This is a genomic window from Arthrobacter sp. UNC362MFTsu5.1 (assembly GCF_000685965.1).
Classification (GTDB): domain Bacteria; phylum Actinomycetota; class Actinomycetes; order Actinomycetales; family Micrococcaceae; genus Arthrobacter.
The window spans coordinates 1-15930 of the sequence record NZ_JMLE01000029.1 but is presented as its reverse complement, the minus strand read 5'-3'; the positions used below and the strand labels follow the sequence as shown (position 1 = coordinate 15930).

At 67.4% G+C, this 15930-nt stretch carries 15 protein-coding genes; 9 read left to right on the top strand and 6 right to left on the bottom strand.

What is annotated here, in order from left to right:
• Window positions 1-22: 22 nt before the first annotated feature.
• Window positions 23-2323, top strand: a complete 2301-nt coding sequence (locus BS38_RS0120165; protein ID WP_043439299.1) for a gluconokinase, GntK/IdnK-type — start codon at window positions 23-25, stop codon at window positions 2321-2323.
• 80 nt (window positions 2324-2403) lie between these two features.
• Entirely contained in the window at window positions 2404-3663 is a 1260-nt protein-coding gene (locus BS38_RS0120160; RefSeq protein ID WP_028272268.1) for an FAD-dependent oxidoreductase, read from the top strand.
• Here the strand turns inward: BS38_RS0120160 and BS38_RS0120155 are convergent.
• The 5 genes from BS38_RS0120155 to acsA are packed head-to-tail and all read right to left on the bottom strand — an operon-like array spanning window position 3652 to window position 9121.
• Complete coding sequence (locus tag BS38_RS0120155; RefSeq protein WP_028272267.1) at window positions 3652-3894, bottom strand: acyl carrier protein; 243 nt, start codon at window positions 3892-3894, stop codon at window positions 3652-3654. The genes BS38_RS0120160 and BS38_RS0120155 overlap by 12 nt on opposite strands.
• Window positions 3891-5330: a dihydrolipoamide acetyltransferase family protein gene (locus BS38_RS0120150; RefSeq protein WP_028272266.1), complete on the bottom strand. Its 1440-nt coding sequence runs from the start codon at window positions 5328-5330 to the stop codon at window positions 3891-3893. The genes BS38_RS0120155 and BS38_RS0120150 overlap by 4 nt, the downstream gene beginning before the upstream one ends.
• Window positions 5323-6303, bottom strand: a complete 981-nt coding sequence (locus BS38_RS0120145; protein ID WP_028272265.1) for an alpha-ketoacid dehydrogenase subunit beta — start codon at window positions 6301-6303, stop codon at window positions 5323-5325. The genes BS38_RS0120150 and BS38_RS0120145 overlap by 8 nt, the downstream gene beginning before the upstream one ends.
• Window positions 6300-7301, bottom strand: a complete 1002-nt coding sequence (gene pdhA, locus BS38_RS0120140; RefSeq protein WP_028272264.1) for a pyruvate dehydrogenase (acetyl-transferring) E1 component subunit alpha — start codon at window positions 7299-7301, stop codon at window positions 6300-6302. Before pdhA ends, BS38_RS0120145 begins: the two co-directional genes overlap by 4 nt.
• Entirely contained in the window at window positions 7298-9121 is a 1824-nt protein-coding gene (acsA, locus tag BS38_RS0120135; RefSeq protein WP_028272263.1) for an acetate--CoA ligase, read from the bottom strand. The genes pdhA and acsA overlap by 4 nt, the downstream gene beginning before the upstream one ends.
• A gap of 150 nt (window positions 9122-9271) precedes the next feature.
• On the opposite strand from acsA, the gene pyrE reads away from it, so the two are divergent.
• The 4 genes from pyrE (at window position 9272) to BS38_RS0120115 (ending at window position 12590) form a co-directional block, all read left to right on the top strand.
• Window positions 9272-9856, top strand: a complete 585-nt coding sequence (gene pyrE / locus BS38_RS0120130) for an orotate phosphoribosyltransferase (RefSeq protein ID WP_028272262.1) — start codon at window positions 9272-9274, stop codon at window positions 9854-9856.
• Between the two features lie 147 nt (window positions 9857-10003).
• Window positions 10004-10780 (top strand): GAF and ANTAR domain-containing protein, encoded by a 777-nt coding sequence (locus BS38_RS0120125; protein ID WP_028272261.1) that lies wholly within the window; start codon window positions 10004-10006, stop codon window positions 10778-10780.
• 122 nt (window positions 10781-10902) lie between these two features.
• Complete coding sequence (locus BS38_RS25775; protein ID WP_051629028.1) at window positions 10903-11496, top strand: hypothetical protein; 594 nt, start codon at window positions 10903-10905, stop codon at window positions 11494-11496.
• A 50-nt stretch (window positions 11497-11546) separates the two neighbouring features.
• A complete protein-coding gene (locus BS38_RS0120115) occupies window positions 11547-12590 on the top strand; it encodes a thioesterase domain-containing protein (protein WP_028272260.1) in 1044 nt (347 codons plus the stop codon).
• 50 nt (window positions 12591-12640) lie between these two features.
• On the opposite strand, the gene BS38_RS0120110 is transcribed toward BS38_RS0120115, so the two are convergent.
• Window positions 12641-13471, bottom strand: a complete 831-nt coding sequence (locus BS38_RS0120110; RefSeq protein WP_028272259.1) for an HAD-IIA family hydrolase — start codon at window positions 13469-13471, stop codon at window positions 12641-12643.
• A 139-nt stretch (window positions 13472-13610) separates the two neighbouring features.
• Between BS38_RS0120110 and BS38_RS0120105 the strand changes: the two genes are divergently transcribed.
• The 3 genes from BS38_RS0120105 to BS38_RS0120095 all read left to right on the top strand — a co-directional run bounded on the left by BS38_RS0120105 (window position 13611) and on the right by BS38_RS0120095 (window position 15910).
• Window positions 13611-14294: a TrmH family RNA methyltransferase gene (locus BS38_RS0120105; protein WP_028272258.1), complete on the top strand. Its 684-nt coding sequence runs from the start codon at window positions 13611-13613 to the stop codon at window positions 14292-14294.
• Between the two features lie 165 nt (window positions 14295-14459).
• The gene (fbaA, locus tag BS38_RS0120100; RefSeq protein ID WP_028272257.1) at window positions 14460-15479 is read left to right on the top strand and encodes a class II fructose-bisphosphate aldolase; all 1020 of its coding nucleotides are present in this window, start codon (window positions 14460-14462) and stop codon (window positions 15477-15479) included.
• Window positions 15480-15481: 2 nt separating this feature from the next.
• Window positions 15482-15910: a DUF3151 domain-containing protein gene (locus BS38_RS0120095; protein WP_028272256.1), complete on the top strand. Its 429-nt coding sequence runs from the start codon at window positions 15482-15484 to the stop codon at window positions 15908-15910.
• Window positions 15911-15930: the final 20 nt, after the last annotated feature.

The following is a 15930-nucleotide window of genomic DNA, read 5'->3' as shown; positions in this document are numbered from 1 at the left end:
CACCAAGCACCGCATCATCGTCATGGGCGTCTCCGGCTGCGGCAAGACCACCATTGGCGACCTGGTGGCCCGCGAGCTGGGCGTACCGTTCCTCGACGGCGATTCGCTCCACCCCGTGGAGAACGTCGCCAAGATGGCCGCCGGCACGCCCCTGACGGACGAGGACCGCTGGCCCTGGCTGGCCACCGTGGGTTCCGAACTCGCAGCCGCCGGCAACGGCGGGCTGGTGCTGGCGTGCTCGGCGCTCAAGCGAAGCTACCGTGACGCCATCAGGGAACAGGCGCCGGACACCGTGTTCCTGCACCTGCACGGCAGCAAAGAGGTGCTGAGGTCACGGACTGAAGGCCGCTCCGGGCACTTCATGCCGCCTGCCCTGCTTGATTCCCAACTCGCAACGCTGGAACCGCTCGACGCCGACGAAGCCGGCATCGTGGTGGACATCGCCGCGCCGGTGGACCAGGTGGTGGCCGAAGCGCTGGCCGGGATCGCCGCCGTCGTGAACGCTGCCGGGGCTGTTAACGCCGACGCGGCCACCGCTCCGGCGGGTACCGCCGACGGTGCCGCGGGCACCCAGCCGCGCCAGTTCGACGTCGACCTCCAGGCCGCGCCGTTCAACCTCGACGACGCAGCGGTCCAGTGGGTGAACAGCACCCTGGAGTCGATGAGCCTCGAGGAAAAGATCGGCCAGCTGTTCATCAACCACAACAACGACTACTCCCCGGAGTACCTCGACGGTGTGCTGGAGAACTACCACGTGGGCGGCATGCGCTACCGGCCGGGCCCCTCCGCCGCCGTGCAGGAGCACATCCGCTACGCGCAGTCCAAGACCCGGATCCCGCTGCTGGTGGCTTCCAACCCGGAAATGGGGGGAGCCGGAAGCTGCGACGACGGGACGTTCGTGTCGACGCACCTGCAGGCCGGCTCGCACCCGGACAAGGCCATCGCCCGGCAGATGGGCCAGGTGGCCGGCGTCGAAACCGCCGCACTGGGCTGCAACTGGGCGTTCGCGCCGATCGTGGACATCCACTACAACTGGCGGAACACGGTCATCTCCACCCGGACCTTCGGCAACACGCCGGAGATCGTGGTGGAGCGCGCCAAGGAGTACTTCGACGGCATCAGCGAGTCACCCACCGCCTGCGCCATGAAGCACTTCCCGGGCGACGGCATGGACGAGCGCGACCAGCACGTGGTCACCTCGTACAACACCCTCGGCTATGAGGAGTGGAACCGGAGCTACGGGCACGTCTACCGGGAAATGATCGGGCACGGCGTGCAGTCCATCATGATCGGCCACATCGGGGCGCCGGAACTGTCCCGGCACTTCCGTCCCGGCCTGGCGGACAAGGACATCCGCCCGGCCACGCTGGCGCCGGAACTGCTCCAGGACCTGCTCCGCGGCGAACTCGGCTTCAACGGACTGATCCTCACCGACGCCTCACAGATGATCGGCCTGACCCAGGCCATGAAGCGCCGTGACCTGGTGCCGGCCACCATTGCGGCCGGCTGCGACATGTTCCTGTTCTTCCGCAACCCCGCGGAAGATTTCCAGTACATGCTGGACGGCTACAAGTCCGGCGTCATCACCGAGCAGCGCCTGCATGACGCGCTGCGCCGGATCCTTGCCCTCAAGGCATCGCTCGGTTTGCACCGGAAGGCACGCAACGAGCTAGTGCCGCCTGTGGAAGCACTCGCCGTGATCGGCAGTGACGCCCACCGCGCTGTCGCAGCCGACATCGCGGACAAGACCGTCACCCTGGTCAAGGACACCGCCAACAACCTGCCCATCACGCCGGCTACGCACAAACGGATCCGCCTGTACGGCATCTCCGGAGGTTCGGACTTCACCCGCGCCGACCCGCTGGCCTACCTGGACACCGTCAAGGCGGAGCTGGAAAACGCCGGCTTCGAGGTGCACCTGTTCAAGACGGCGGACCAGCGCGAAGCGGCAGGGGAGACCGGCGTGAACTTCATGTCGGTCATCTCCGAGGAAGCCACCGGCGACTACGCGGACAAGTACGACGCCGCGTTCGTGTTCGCCAATGTGAAGGGCTTCGCCCAGGAGGCAGCCATCCGGATCAAGTGGTCCACCCCGATGGCCGCGGAGATCCCGTGGTACGTCACAGAGGTCCCCACCGTGTTCGTCTCGCTCAACCAGCCCAACCACCTGATTGACGTGCCGATGGTGAAGACCGCCATCCACGCCCACGCAGGGTCGCCCGAGGCCATTCGGGCGACCATCCAAAAGATCATGGGCAGCTCGGAGTTCCAGGGAACGTTCAACGAGAACGTGTTCTGCGATTCCTTCGACACCCGGCTCTGATCCGGTCCAGGCAGGACACCAAGGCCGCACGCGCAGCAATTGCGCGTGCGGCCTTTGTGTGTCCGGCGTAGCGTGGGTGCATGGAACAAACGGCGTGCGTTGTTGCCGGCGGAGGGCCGGCGGGGATGATGCTGGGCCTGTTGCTGGCCCGGGCCGGTGTGGAAGTCACGGTGCTCGAAAAACACGGCGACTTCCTGCGGGATTTCCGCGGCGACACCGTGCACGCCTCCACCATCAGGCTGATCGACGAACTGGGACTCGGCGACGAATTCCGGAAGCTCCCGCAGAGCAGGTTGAACGCCGCCGCCTTTCCCCTCCCCAACGGCGGGATGCTGACGCTCGGCGATTTCGCCTCCTTGAAGCCGCCGTACAACTACATCGCCATGATGCCGCAATGGGACTTCCTGAACTTCCTGGCCACCGAGGCCGCGCGGGAACCCACGTTCCGGCTGCTGATGAGGCATGAAGCCACATCGTTGATGTTCGACGACGGCCGCGTCACCGGCGTCCGCTACCGGACCCGTGGGGGCAGCGAAGAGGCAAGTACCGAGGGGGCGATCCACGCGGACCTCGTGGTGGCCACGGACGGGCGGCATTCGGTGCTGCGCCGCTCCGCCGGCCTGCAGCCGAAGGAATACCCCGTTCCCTTCGACACCTGGTGGTTCAAGCTCCCGCGCCACGCGTCGGAAAAAGGCGCCGTGGCGGGCATCGTCCCGGCCTTCCGGGGCCGCGAAGCCATGATTGCGCTCTTCCGCGACGACTACTACCAGATGGGGTACCTCGGCCCCAAGGGAACGGATGCCCGGATCCGTGCCGAGGGAGTTGAACGGTTCAGGGAACGCGTCGCCGCGCTGCGGCCGGACCTGGCGGACCGTGTGGACGCCATCCGTTCATTGGATGACCTTCACTTCCTGGATGTGCGGCTGGACCGGCTGCGGCACTGGTACGTGGACGGGCTGTTGTGCATTGGCGACGCCGCCCATGCCATGTCCCCGGCAGGCGGGGTGGGCATCAACCTGGCCATCCAGGACGCGGTGGCCGCGGCCGCGCGGCTGGCCCCGGGCCTGCTGCAGGGGCGGGTGACAGTGCATGATCTCGCCGCGGTGGAACGGCGGCGCCGGATGCCCACCGTTCTGCTCCAGACCGTCCAGCGCATCATGCACCGGGCGGTTTTCGTCCCCCTGTTCGCCGGAAGGAGGGCCGGGGTTCCGTCAGTGGTGTTGTTCCTTGCCAGGCGCGTTCCGGCGCTGACAAGGCTCATGCCGCGGCTCATCGCCTTCGGGCCAAGGCCGGAGCACGCGCCCGGCTTTGCCCGCCGGGCCCAGCGCTCAGCCGCGTAAGGCGACGTAGTCGATCAGGCCCTTCACCGTGGCCACGGAGGCGTAGTCGCGTTCAGGGATGTCCACGCCTGTGGCCTCATCGATGGTTTCCACCAGCCTCAGGAAATCCAGCGAATCCAGCTCAAGGTCCTGCCGCAGCCTGGACCCCTCGTCGAGGCCGTCCAGCTCCACGTCCGGGGCCACCTGGTTGATGGCCGCGCGCACGGCCTGCCGCGCCTCCTGCTCATTCATAGCTCCTCCGGTTTTTGCAGCAGTTCGTCGATCCGGGCCAGGAAGCGGGCACCCCGGAGTCCGTCGCTCACCCGGTGGTCGGCGGACAGTGTGGCGGTGACGGCGGGCCGCACACCCAGCATGCCGTCCTGCGCCCAGGGCTGCTCCACCACCTTGCCCAGGCCCACCATGGCCACCTGCGGCGGGTAGATGACGCCGTACACAGACTCCACTCCAAGGTCGCCCAGATTCGTGACCGTGATGGTGGGATCGGCCATTTCCGCGCGCTGCAGGCGCCCCGCCCGGGCCCTGCCCACCAGGTCCCGGAGCTTCTGCATCAGCACGTCCACGGCCAGGGTGTCGGCATCGTGGATGGCAGGCGCCACCAGGCCTCCGTGCCGCAGGGCCACGGCCACCCCGAGGTGCACGGTGCTGCTCGGCCGGAACACCCCGTCCGTGAAAAAGCCGTTGACTTCCGGGATCTCGCGCGCGGCCACGGCTGTCGCCTTCAACAGCAGGGCGGACGGAACCAGCCGCGAGGCCACCGGACGCTGTTCGTTGACCTGTTGCATCCACCCGATGGCGGCGCGGAGGTCCAGCGTGGTGCTGACGTAGTAGTGCGGGATGGACTGCTTGGAACGGGTCATAAGCGAGCCGATGGACCTGCGGAGGCTGGACAAGCGGTCCTGCGCGTCCGACGGCGGTGCCTCCTCCGCGGGCTGCGCCTCTGCTGCCGTCGCTCCCGCTGCCGTCGTTTCCGCCGAGGCGGTACCTTCCGCGGAAGCGGGCGCACCGGCTCCCTGCACGGCACGCTGGATGTCAGCCTCGGTGACGGCGCCGTCCGGGCCCGTCCCCGGCACCGTGCCGATGTCGACGCCGAGCTGGTCCGCCAGCCGCCGTGCCCGGGGCGAGGACCGCACCCGGGTCGCGCGGGGTGCCGGGCCAGCAGCCGGAGCCGGGGCAGCTTCAGGAACCGGCGCGGCTTTTGGCACCGGCCCGGCTTCAGGAACCGGCCGCGCCGGCTGCACGGCCGCCGCGCGTTCCACGTCGGCGCGGGTGACCGCGCCGTGCTTGCCTGTGCCGCGGATTCCGGACGGGTCCACACCAAGCTGGTGTGCCAGGTGCCGGACCGGGGGAGGAACCTGCGCCGTGGCTGCTTCCGGACCGGCCTGTGCCGGCGGGACCGCCGGCTGCCCTCCTGCCTGGCCGGCGCCGTCGTCCGGGGTCTGGGTGATCCGGGCCAAGGGGGTGCCGATGGGAACAGTGGTGCCAACATCCACCAGGAGCTCGGCCACCACGCCCTCTTCGAAGGTCTCCACGTCCATGACGGTCTTGTCCGTGTCCACCACGGCCACCACATCACCGCGGTGCACGTAGTCGCCGGGCTTGATCAGCCACTCCACCATCTTGCCGTGCTCCATGTCCGCGCCCAGGGACGGCATCCTGAAATCACCCACGCGCGCCGACCGCCTCGCGGGCCGCGGCGGCGATGCGTTCCGCCGTGGGCAGTGCAGCCAGCTCCAGGTGTTTGGCGTAGGGCAACGGCACTTCGGCGCTGCAGACGCGGCCCACCGGTGCGTCCAGGTCGAAGAAGGCGTTCTCGGTGATCCGGGCGGACAGCTCTGCGGAGATGCTGCCGCTCCGCCAGCCTTCGTCCACCACCACGGCGCGGTGGGTCCGGGCCACACTCCCCAGGACGGCGGCGTCGTCGAGCGGGCGCAGCACGCGCAAATCCAGCACCTCAGCGTCGATTCCCTCGGCTGCCAACTGCGTGGCGGCGTCGAGCACTGCCGGCAGCGTTCCGCCGTAGGTGATGAGCGAAATGTCCTTGCCGGGGCGGCGGACGGCGGCCGTGCTGATATCCACCGGGCCGGCGTCGTCAGCGAGGTCCCCGGCCACGTTATACAGGGTTCCGTGCTCGAAGATCAGCACCGGATCCGGGTCTTCCAGCGCCGTCCACAGCATCCCGCGGGCGTCCTCGAGGGTTGCGGGGGTGAGGATCCGCAGCCCCGGGATGTGGGCGTACCACCCCTCCAGGCTGTGCGAATGCTGGGCTCCCAGCTGGCGCCCGGCGCCCGTGGTCATCCGGATGACCAGCGGCACGTTGAACTGCCCGCCGGACATGTGCAGCAGGGTAGCGGCGTTGTTGACCAGCTGGTCCAGAGCCAGCAGGCTGAAATTGACGGTCATGATCTCCACAATGGGCCGCATCCCGCCCAGGGCGGCCCCGATGCCGGCGCCCACAAAGCCGGATTCGGACAACGGCGTGTCCCGGATCCGCTCCGGGCCGAACTCCTCGAACAGGCCAAGGCTCACGGCGAAGCATCCGCCGTACGCGCCAACATCCTCGCCCATGAGGAACACCCGCTCGTCGCGCTGGAGGGCGTCCCGGATGGCTGCCCGCATGGCTTCGCGGTAGGTGGTCTTCATTGCGGGCGCCGTTCGCTGTACACGAACCGGGTCAGTTCCTCCACCGGCTCCAGCGTGCCGGCTTCGGCAAACTCGACGGCGGCCTTCACCTCCGCGTCCACGTCCTGCTGGATTTTCTTCCAGTCCTTCTCCGTCAGCTGGCCGGCGTCTTCCAGCGCTTTCCGCAGCGTGTTGATCGGATCGCGTTCCATCCAGCGGGAGACCTCCGTTTTTTCCCGGTACCGTTCGGGATCGAACATGGAGTGGGCCCTGAACCGATAGGTCCGGAGCTCGAGGAAGTGCGGTCCGCCGCCGGACCGGACGGCGTCCACGGCGCGGCGAGCAGCCTCTTCGACGGCGAGCACATCCATCCCGTCCGCGGACCACGAGGCGATTTCGTAGCTGGCCGCCTTGAGGGCAATATCGGTCTGCGATTCGGAGCGGGCCAGGGCCGTGCCCATGGCATACAGGTTGTTCTCGCAGCAGAACAGGACCGGCAGCTGCCAGAGCGCGGCGAGATTCAGGCTCTCGTGGAATTCCCCTTCGGCAACGGCGCCTTCGCCGAAGAAACAGGCGGTCACCCGGGAACGGCCGGACATCTTGTCCGCGAGCGCCAGGCCAACGGCCAGCGGCAGTCCGCCCGCCACGATCGCGTTGCCTCCGTAGAAGCGGGTGGCGGCGTCGAACAGGTGCATGGAGCCGCCGCGGCCCCGGCAGCAGCCTTCAACATAGCCGTACATTTCGGCCAGGATGGCGCCCGCGGACACGCCGCGCAGCAGCGCATGGCCGTGTTCCCGGTACGTTGCCACCACGGCGTCGTCCGGAGCCAGGGTACTCATCACCCCCGCGGCGACCGCTTCCTCGCCGATGTAGACGTGCAGGAACCCGCGGATTTTCGCGGCACTGTAGAGCTCCACACACTGCTCTTCGAGCCGCCGCACCCGCAGCATCTGATGGAGCAGGTGGCGTGTATGGTCGGAGTCCGAGCTTCCGGATCCCCGCGCTGCTGTGCCGCTCACGCCGGCGCTCCGGGGTAGGTGCCGGCCGGGGTCTCGATGGTTGACGTGTCACCCTCGGGGAGGCCGAGTTCGCGGGCTTTCAGGAGCCGCCGGAGGATCTTGCCGCTCCGGGTCTTGGGCAGCGCGTCGGTGAAGTCCAGCAGCCGGGGCGCCACCGCCGGGCCGAGCCGTTTGCGGGCAAAGCCGATGATGTCCAGCTTGAGCGCCTCCGAGGGCTGCCACCCGGTGCGCAGTTCCACGAAGGCCTTGACCACTTCGCCGGCAACGGCATCGGGCACGCCGATCACCCCGGCCTCGGCCACCGCTTCGTGCTCCATCAGCGAACTCTCCACCTCGAACGGTCCGATCAGGTGCCCGGAGGACTTGATGACGTCGTCGCCCCTGCCGACAAACCAGAAGTACCCGTCGGCGTCCTGCCTGGCCAGGTCTCCGGTGAGGTACCAGCCCCCGGCGAAGCAGCGCCGGTACCGTTCGTCTTCATGGAGGTAGCCGCGGAACATGGACGGCCAGCCCGGCCGGAGCGCCAGTTCGCCCACCGCATCCGGTTCGGTGAGCAACACGGCCTCGCCGTCCCGGAGCACCGGTTTGCCGTCCGGGTCCCGGGCCACAATCGCGGCCTCAACGCCGGGCAGGGGCCGGCCCATGGAACCGGGCCGGATCTCCATGGCGGGGTAGTTCGAAATCATGATGCCGCCGGTTTCGGTCTGCCACCAGTTGTCGTGGACGGGCTGGCCGAAGGCTTCCTGTCCCCACACCACCACTTCGGGGTTGAGCGGTTCGCCCACGCTCGCCACAAACCGCAGGGCGGACAGGTCATGCCCGGCGGCGTGGCCGGCACCGGCCTTCATCAGCATGCGCAGGGCGGTGGGGGCGGTGTACCAGACCGTGACGTGCTGCTCTGCGAGGATCCGGTACCACCGGTCCGCGTCCATCTCCTCTTCGTCCACGATGGTGGTCACGCCGTGGGTGAGGGGAGCGATCACACCGTAGGAGGTGCCGGTGACCCAGCCGGGGTCCGCCGTGCACCAGTAGATGTCGTCCGGGTGCAGGTCCAGTGCAAAGAAGCCGGTGGCGCGGTGGGCGGTGACGGCGTCGTGCACGTGGATCGCCCCTTTGGGGGTGCCGGTGGTGCCGCTGGTGAAGTGCAGCAGGGCCATTTCTTCGGCGCGGGTGGACGCCGTCTCCAGCGGCTGCGCGTCCCGCATGAGTTCGGCCAGGTCCAGGGTGCCCGGGTCCGGCCGGCCCTCGGCATCGATCAGGAGGACGTGCTCCAATTCCGGCAGCAGGTCCCGGATCTGCAGAACCTTCCGCCGGTACAGCGCCCGGGTGGTGACCAGGGCGCGGCCGGCCCCCAGCTGAAGGCGCTGGCGGACGGGTTCCGGGCCGAAGGCGGAGAACAGGGGGCAGAAAACGCTGGCGTTCTTGAGCGTCCCCAGTACCGCGACGTACAACTCCGGGCTGCGGCCCATGAGCGAAAAGACCCGTTCCCCGCGGCCGATTCCCAGCCCGTGCAGGACGCCGGCAAACCGTGCGGTCTGTTCGGCAAGTTCCGCGTAACTGAGGGAGCGCGCGGTGCCGTCGGCGCGGATGAACCGCAGGGCCTCGTGGCCGGCCCGTTCGCCTGCGGCATGGCGGTCCACGGCCTCGAAGGCTATGTTAACGCCGCCGTCCGGCAGCCCTGCCAGCTCATGGCGCGCCTCATCCCAGGAGAAAGCGGCGCGGCTGGCGTCGTAATCCACCATGTTGGGGCGGACGGCCAGGCCAAGGACGTCCTTCGGGATTGCGGGCCAGCGGGTCGATGGAGCGGTTCCGGCCGTCATGGTTCAATCGGACTCCTCGCCGGGAGAACTGGATAGAGTAGAAAGTCCCGTGGGACGCCCCCGGCCCGCTCTCCTGCCTGTTCTCCTGCCTGTTCTCCTGCCGGGGCAGGACGCGCCGTCACAAACCGCGGAGCCACTAAACTGGACCCCATGACTGCCACCAGCCCCCGTGCAGCTGACGCTGCTGCCGCCCGTGCCCGCCTGCTTGAACTCATCAAGGAACTCGCCGTTGTCCGCGGCAAGGTGATCCTGTCCAGCGGGGCCGAGGCTGACTACTACATCGACCTCCGACGCATCACTTTGCACCACGAGGCGTCCAAGCTGGTGGGCCAGGTCATGCTCTCGCTGATCGACGACGCCGGCATCGACTTTGAGTGCGCCGGCGGCCTCACCATGGGCGCCGATCCGGTGGGCACCGCTGTGATGCATGCCGCCGTGGATGCCGGCCGCACCGTGGACGCGTTTGTTGTCCGCAAGGCCCAGAAGTCCTACGGCATGGGCCGCCAAGTGGAAGGACCCTCCGTCGAGGGCCGCAAGGTCCTGGTGCTCGAGGACACGTCCACCACCGGCGGATCCGCACTGACCGCCGTCGAGGGTGTCCGCAAGGCCGGCGGCAACGTTGTGGCCGTCGCCGTGATTGTGGACCGCGACACCGGCGCCAAGGAAAAAATTGAAGCGGAGACCGGCGTTCCCTACCTGTTCGCGTTCGGCAAGGATGAGCTCGGCCTGAGCTAGCGTGCGGGCCGGCGGCAGCGCGCTCTGCAGCAGCGCGTTTCAGCTGCATGATTCAGCCGGGAGCTAACCCCGCTTGAATGGCCTAGAGGCGGGACCCTACAATTTGCGTAGCTCAAATTCAAGTCACGCACCTGGAGAGACCGCGCCATGCTCCCGTCCAACCCAGCACCGAACCCAGTTCCCAACACCGTCGAACAGATCCAGAACCTCATCCTGGAGAGTGCCGACTTCGAGGAATTCCTCAACGAACTGGCGCGCTTTTCCGCGCACCAGATGGCGGGCGACGGTGACGACGCCCTCTGCGGCATCACGCTGCTCCGGGATCGCAAGGCGGCCACCATCGGCTGGAGCAGCGATTCGGCGCGTGAGGTGGACGAGATCCAGTATTCGCTCTCGCAGGGGCCCTGCCTGACGGCTGCCGAGGAGGAGCGGGAGGTCCACGTCCCGGACCTTTTCGAAGAGGACCGCTGGGGCCCGGACTACGCCGACGCCGTTGCCTCGCACGGACTGCGTTCGGTGTTGTCCCTCCCGTTCCACCTCCAGGGCGATGCGAAGGCCGCCCTGAACCTCTACTCGGATGTCCCGCACAAGTTCGATGAGAAGGCGGCGGCGCGCGCCCGGGGGTACACACGCGAAGTGTCGCAGGCGCTGCGCCTGGCCGTCAGGTTTTCGCTGCACACGGACAGCGCCACCAACCTCCGGGCAACGCTGGAGTCCCGGACCACCATCGACATCGCCGTGGGCATCGTGATGGCGCAGAACCGCTGCAGCCAGGAAGCGGCCGTGCAGATCCTGACGGACGCGTCCAGCAACAGCAACGTCAAGCTGCGGGACATCGCCAAGTCCCTGGTGGATTCCGTCGGCGGGGCGGGCACCCGGACCCACTTCGAGGAGCCCAGGCAGGGCAAGTCCCGGGTGGGCTGACCGGAGGCAGGCCCGGGACAGCCTGACCCGGGCCGCACTGCGGGGCTTGTGTTGCCGGCGCGCGGAAGCTACGCTGTCCGAGGTTGAGCCGTCGGCCATAGACACCCTTTTTTGGAGTACCTATGGACCGCAAACTTCACGCCCTCGTTAAGCTGGACGTCGCCGCCGACGTTGTTCGGATCGATGTCCGGGGCAGCCTCAACCAGGAATCCCGACCCGCCTTGGTGCACGTCATCCGCCGTATCCGCCGGATGGGTGTCACTGCCCACATCCGGGTGGATCTCTCCCAGGCCGCGTTCGTGGAATCGCCCGCTTTGGTGGGGCTCCGCAACGACCTCAACGCGGTCGACGGCGGCACCTCCGACGGCGGTCCTGCAGCGGGTTCCGGCGTTTCACTCGAATTCATGCCCAGGCTGGACAGCATCGGCCCTGATGCCGGACCCGGTGTGAAGACTGTTGAAATCACCGGTGAATTCGCCGCCTCCATCGACCCCTCCGGTTGCGGACCGTTGGCCCAGTACTCCGACGACGAACTCCTGGCTGCCAGCGACTCGGTCTTCGGGTTGCTGGACGATCCCGCTGCCATTGCCGGAACTGAGCTGCTGGCGCAGTATGACGCGATCGGGGTGGAAATTTCGCGGCGGGAGAATGCAGAAGCCGGCCGGAACGCCGCAACGGAGGCCCTGCGGGCGCTTCCGGCCGAGCCCGCGAACTAGCCGGTTTCGCTCGTTTCATATCCGGCTTCCGCTGTGGCTACGGTAGAGGTGTGCCGCAAGTCCAGGAGCCACCACAGCCTGAGGGCGGCCCCGGATCAGCCGAGGGCCGCCTCCTCAAGCATGCAGCAGAACTCAGGCGGTTTTCCCGGCGCAACTTCCTGGCGGGGGCGGGTGCGGCAGCGCTGCTGGCCACCGACATGTTTTTCACCCGGTATGTCCAGGCCGAGCGCCGCACCAACAGGATCCTGACGGTGGGCGATGATTTCGCGGAGAGCTACTACCCGAACGCCAGCTGGATCCTGTTTCCCGGCTACAAGACCAGCTGGGAGGAAGCGCAGTGGATCCTCAATTCCCTGCGCGGTGCACTGCGCCAGCGCGGCCAGCTGGCCGCCGTCGGCTATTCCAACCAGGGGCTGGACATTGACCAGATCGTGATTGCGGTGATTGAGCATGTCCGGGCCAAGCAGCTGACCCGCCTGTATTTCTACGGCCACAGTTTCGGCGGCATGGTGGCAACGCAGGTTGCTGCCCGGCTTCGCGAACTGCACGGCGTGGAGGTGGAATTCATCCTGCTGGACTCCAGCCCGTACAGCAAGTACGACGTCCTGGACCAGAGCTGGTTCGAAGGCGTGGTGGTGCTCTACGAGGGCGGATTCCGGGTTCCCACGGTGCTGCGCGGCGGGTACGAGCTGGGCGAGCGCATCGTGCACAAAGATGAACGGTCCTGGCGCCAGGTGGTGGACCAGAGCCTGGAGCAGCTTTCGCCGATCGCGCCGTCCAGTGTGCTGATCCAGTCCGAATCCGCCTACATCTACCACTTCGACGCCACCCGGTTCGCGGACAAGCTGGGCGGGACGCGGATGGCCTTCATCGGCAATCCCCGGGACGGCACCGTGAATTACCAGACAGCCCGCGAATCGTGGTCGCGGACGTTTGCGGCCAACATGGTGTCCAATGACCGCCGAACCGACGACGCCCTTCCGGCGCATGCCAGCCCCCAGTGGAACCCGTTTGTCTACCGGCCCATCCTGGAGGAGCTGCAGGATGAGATCTTCCCGCTGCCTACCGGCGGCCCCAAGATGACCGCCTTCTGACCTGCTGCCCGGATCCTGACCTGCCCCCGAAGCCTGCGCCCGGAGCCGGGCTAGATCTGGCTCTTGAGGTCAGCCACCGAGTTCAGGATCTGGTTGGGCCGGAACGGGTAGGCGGCAATGTCGTCCTTGTGCGTGATTCCGCTGAGGACCAGCACGGTGTGCAGCCCTGCCTCCATCCCGGCGATGATGTCGGTGTCCATCCGGTCGCCGATCATGGCGGTGGTCTCGGAGTGGGCGTCGATCTGGTTCATGGCCGAGCGGAACATCATGGGGTTCGGCTTGCCCACAATGTAGGGTTCGCGGCCGGTGGCCTTGGTGATCAGTGCTGCGATGGCGCCGGTGGCGGGCATGGGGCCGTCCTTGGACGGGCCGGTGGCATCCGGGTTGGTGGCGATGAAGCGGGCGCCGGCAAGGATCAGCCGGATGGCCATGGTGATGGCCTCGAAGGAGTAGGTGCGGGTTTCGCCGAGCACCACGAAGTCGGGGTTCTGGTCGGTGAGGATGAAGCCGGCCTCGTGCAGCGCCGTCGTGAGTCCTGCTTCGCCGATGGTGTACGCGCGGTTCCCGGAATCCGAGCCGCGCACCTGGTCCTTCAGGAACTGGGCGGTGGCCAGTGCCGAAGTCCAGATATTCTCCTCCGGGATCTCCAGGCCGGAGGACTTCAGCCGTGCGGCCAGGTCGCGGGGCGTGAAGATGGAGTTGTTGGTGAGCACCAGGAAGCGCTTGGACGTGTCCACCCAGCGCTGGATCAGTTCCGCGGCGCCGGGGATGGGCTGGTTTTCGTGGACCAGCACGCCGTCCATGTCCGTCAGCCAGCATTCGATCTCCTGGCCGCTCCGGTAGAGCGCTGCCGATGAACGTACTTCGTCTGACTTTGCCATGCTGATCCTCCAACGGTGATGGGCCGGTTCCGGCTCCCAGTCTGTCATTTTTGGCGCGCCGGAACATCCGGAACCGAAGAATGACGGACCGGGCCGGCCGCTGGAAGCTGGACGGCTACGCCGCGGCTAAAGTTGAAGCGTGACTGACCCCCAGACCCCAGCAGCGCCCGCCTCCCCGCCTGGTTCCCCCTCCGGCGAGGAACCGGAGCCCAAGGCGGAGGTCGGCGTCGGGCCCTGGGAAGGCGAGCTTCCCGAAGGGGAACACTGGGACCCGGACCTCCTGGCCGACGGCGACCGCCGCAACGTGGTGGACAAGTACCGCTACTGGAAGCACGAGGCGATCGTGGCGGACCTGGATTCGAAGCGCCACGACTTCCACATCGCGATCGAAAACTGGCAGCACGACCTCAACATCGGCACCGTGGTGCGCACCGCCAACGCGTTCCTCGCCAAGGAAGTGCACATCATCGGACGACGCCGGTGGAACCGTCGCGGGGCCATGGTCACCGACCGCTACCAGCACGTCCGCCACCACCCCACCGTGGAGGACTTCGTGGCGTGGGCGCAGGGGGAGGGGCTGGCGATTATCGGGATCGACATCTTCCCCGATTCCGTGCCGCTGGAAACCTACGACCTCCCGAAGAACTGCGTCCTGGTGTTCGGCCAGGAAGGTCCGGGCCTGACACCGGAGGTCCACGAGGCGGCCCTGGACACCCTGTCGATCGAGCAGTTCGGCTCCACCCGGTCCATCAACGCGGCGTCCGCGGCCGCCATCGCCATGCACGCCTGGATCCGCAGGCACGTGTTCAGCCAGTCCGTCTAGTCCCTTCGAAGTGCCACCTCGGTGCAGCGGGCCAGTGCAAAGTGTTACCCGGCCAGTGACCCGAAACACTGCCGCTTCGCAGAAATGGCTAGGATGGGTGCTAGCCGACGAGGTTCACTCCAGGGTCAACACAACCCGTAGACGAAATTCACTTTAGGAGTCAGCATGCCCATTGCAACCCCAGAGATCTACTCCGAGATGATCGACCGCGCCAAGGCGGGCGGCTTCGCATTTCCGGCCGTGAACGTCACGTCCTCGCAGACGCTGAACGCGGCCCTGCGCGGCTTCGCCGAGGCTGAGTCCGACGGCATCGTCCAGGTTTCCACCGGCGGTGCAGCCTACTGGTCCGGCGCCTCCACCAAGGACATGGTTGCCGGCTCCCTGGGCTTCGCCGCGTTCGCCCGCGAAGTCGCCAAGAACTACGGCGTGAACATCGCGCTGCACACCGACCACTGCCCCAAGGACAAGCTGGACGGCTTTGTCCTGCCGCTGCTGGCAGCCTCCGAGGCCGAGGTCAAGGCCGGACGCAACCCGATCTTCAACTCGCACATGTGGGACGGCTCCGCCGAGACCCTGCAGGAAAACCTCCGCATCGCCCGTGAACTGCTCGAGCGCACCGCTGCTGCCAAGATGATCCTCGAGGTCGAGATCGGCACGGTCGGCGGCGAGGAAGACGGCGTCGAGAACGAGATCAACGAAAAGCTCTACACCACGGTGGAAGACGCCCTGGCCACCATCGAAGCCCTCGGTGCCGGCGAGAACGGCCGCTACATCACGGCCCTGACCTTCGGCAACGTACACGGCGTGTACAAGCCGGGCGGCGTGAAGCTGCGTCCGGAAATCCTCAAGGACATCCAGGCCCAGGTCGGCGCGAAGATCGGCAAGGACAGCCCGTTCGACCTGGTGTTCCACGGCGGTTCCGGTTCCTCGGACCAGGAAATCGCGGACGCCGTTTCCTACGGCACCATCAAGATGAACATCGACACCGACACCCAGTACGCCTACACGCGCCCCGTGGCGGACCACATGTTCAAGAACTACGACGGCGTGCTGAAGGTTGACGGCGAAGTCGGCAACAAGAAGACCTACGACCCGCGCGTCTGGGGTGCCTCCGCTGAAGCCGGACTCGCCGCCCGCGTGGTGGAAGCCACCAAGCAGCTCGGCTCGGCCGGAAAGACGTTCTAATCATGTCCGACGAATTCCGCAGGAACCTGATGGGCCCGGAGCCCACGCTCCTGCCCGCGGAGTCTGAGATCTACCAGCACCTGGCCCTCGGCCAGGAGGCACTGGATCTTGTGGCGAAGCACCCCACGTCCTCGCTCCTCTGGGCCATCCTGGCCGAGGAAGCCTGGAACGAGGGCCGGGTCGTCGACTCCTACGCCTACGCCCGCGTGGGCTACCACCGGGGCCTGGATTCGCTGCGGCGCAACGGCTGGCGCGGAGTGGGACCCATCCCGTGGGAGCACGAGCCCAACCGCGGCTTCCTGCGCGCCCTGTACTCCTTGGGCCGTGCAGCGTCCGCCATCGGCGAGGCGGAGGAACCGGAGCGCATTGAGAAGTTCCTCAATGACTCCGATCCCACTGCCAAGGCAGCCATCGGCGAAAACCTCAACTGAACAGACGACGGCGGCTCCCC

What these genes read in the sequence shown, in the direction of transcription:
- BS38_RS0120165 (WP_043439299.1), top strand. Translation starts at nt 23, where the DNA reads ATGGGCGTCTCCGGCTGCGGCAAGACCACCATTGGCGACCTGGTGGCC.
- BS38_RS0120095 (WP_028272256.1), top strand. Translation starts at nt 15,482, where the DNA reads ATGTCCGACGAATTCCGCAGGAACCTGATGGGCCCGGAGCCCACGCTC.
- BS38_RS25775 (WP_051629028.1), top strand. Translation starts at nt 10,903, where the DNA reads ATGGACCGCAAACTTCACGCCCTCGTTAAGCTGGACGTCGCCGCCGAC.
- BS38_RS0120160 (WP_028272268.1), top strand. Translation starts at nt 2,404, where the DNA reads ATGGAACAAACGGCGTGCGTTGTTGCCGGCGGAGGGCCGGCGGGGATG.
- acsA (WP_028272263.1), bottom strand. Translation starts at nt 9,121, where the DNA reads ATGACGGCCGGAACCGCTCCATCGACCCGCTGGCCCGCAATCCCGAAG.
- fbaA (WP_028272257.1), top strand. Translation starts at nt 14,460, where the DNA reads ATGCCCATTGCAACCCCAGAGATCTACTCCGAGATGATCGACCGCGCC.
- BS38_RS0120145 (WP_028272265.1), bottom strand. Translation starts at nt 6,303, where the DNA reads ATGAAGACCACCTACCGCGAAGCCATGCGGGCAGCCATCCGGGACGCC.
- BS38_RS0120155 (WP_028272267.1), bottom strand. Translation starts at nt 3,894, where the DNA reads ATGAATGAGCAGGAGGCGCGGCAGGCCGTGCGCGCGGCCATCAACCAG.
- BS38_RS0120125 (WP_028272261.1), top strand. Translation starts at nt 10,004, where the DNA reads ATGCTCCCGTCCAACCCAGCACCGAACCCAGTTCCCAACACCGTCGAA.
- pyrE (WP_028272262.1), top strand. Translation starts at nt 9,272, where the DNA reads ATGACTGCCACCAGCCCCCGTGCAGCTGACGCTGCTGCCGCCCGTGCC.
- BS38_RS0120110 (WP_028272259.1), bottom strand. Translation starts at nt 13,471, where the DNA reads ATGGCAAAGTCAGACGAAGTACGTTCATCGGCAGCGCTCTACCGGAGC.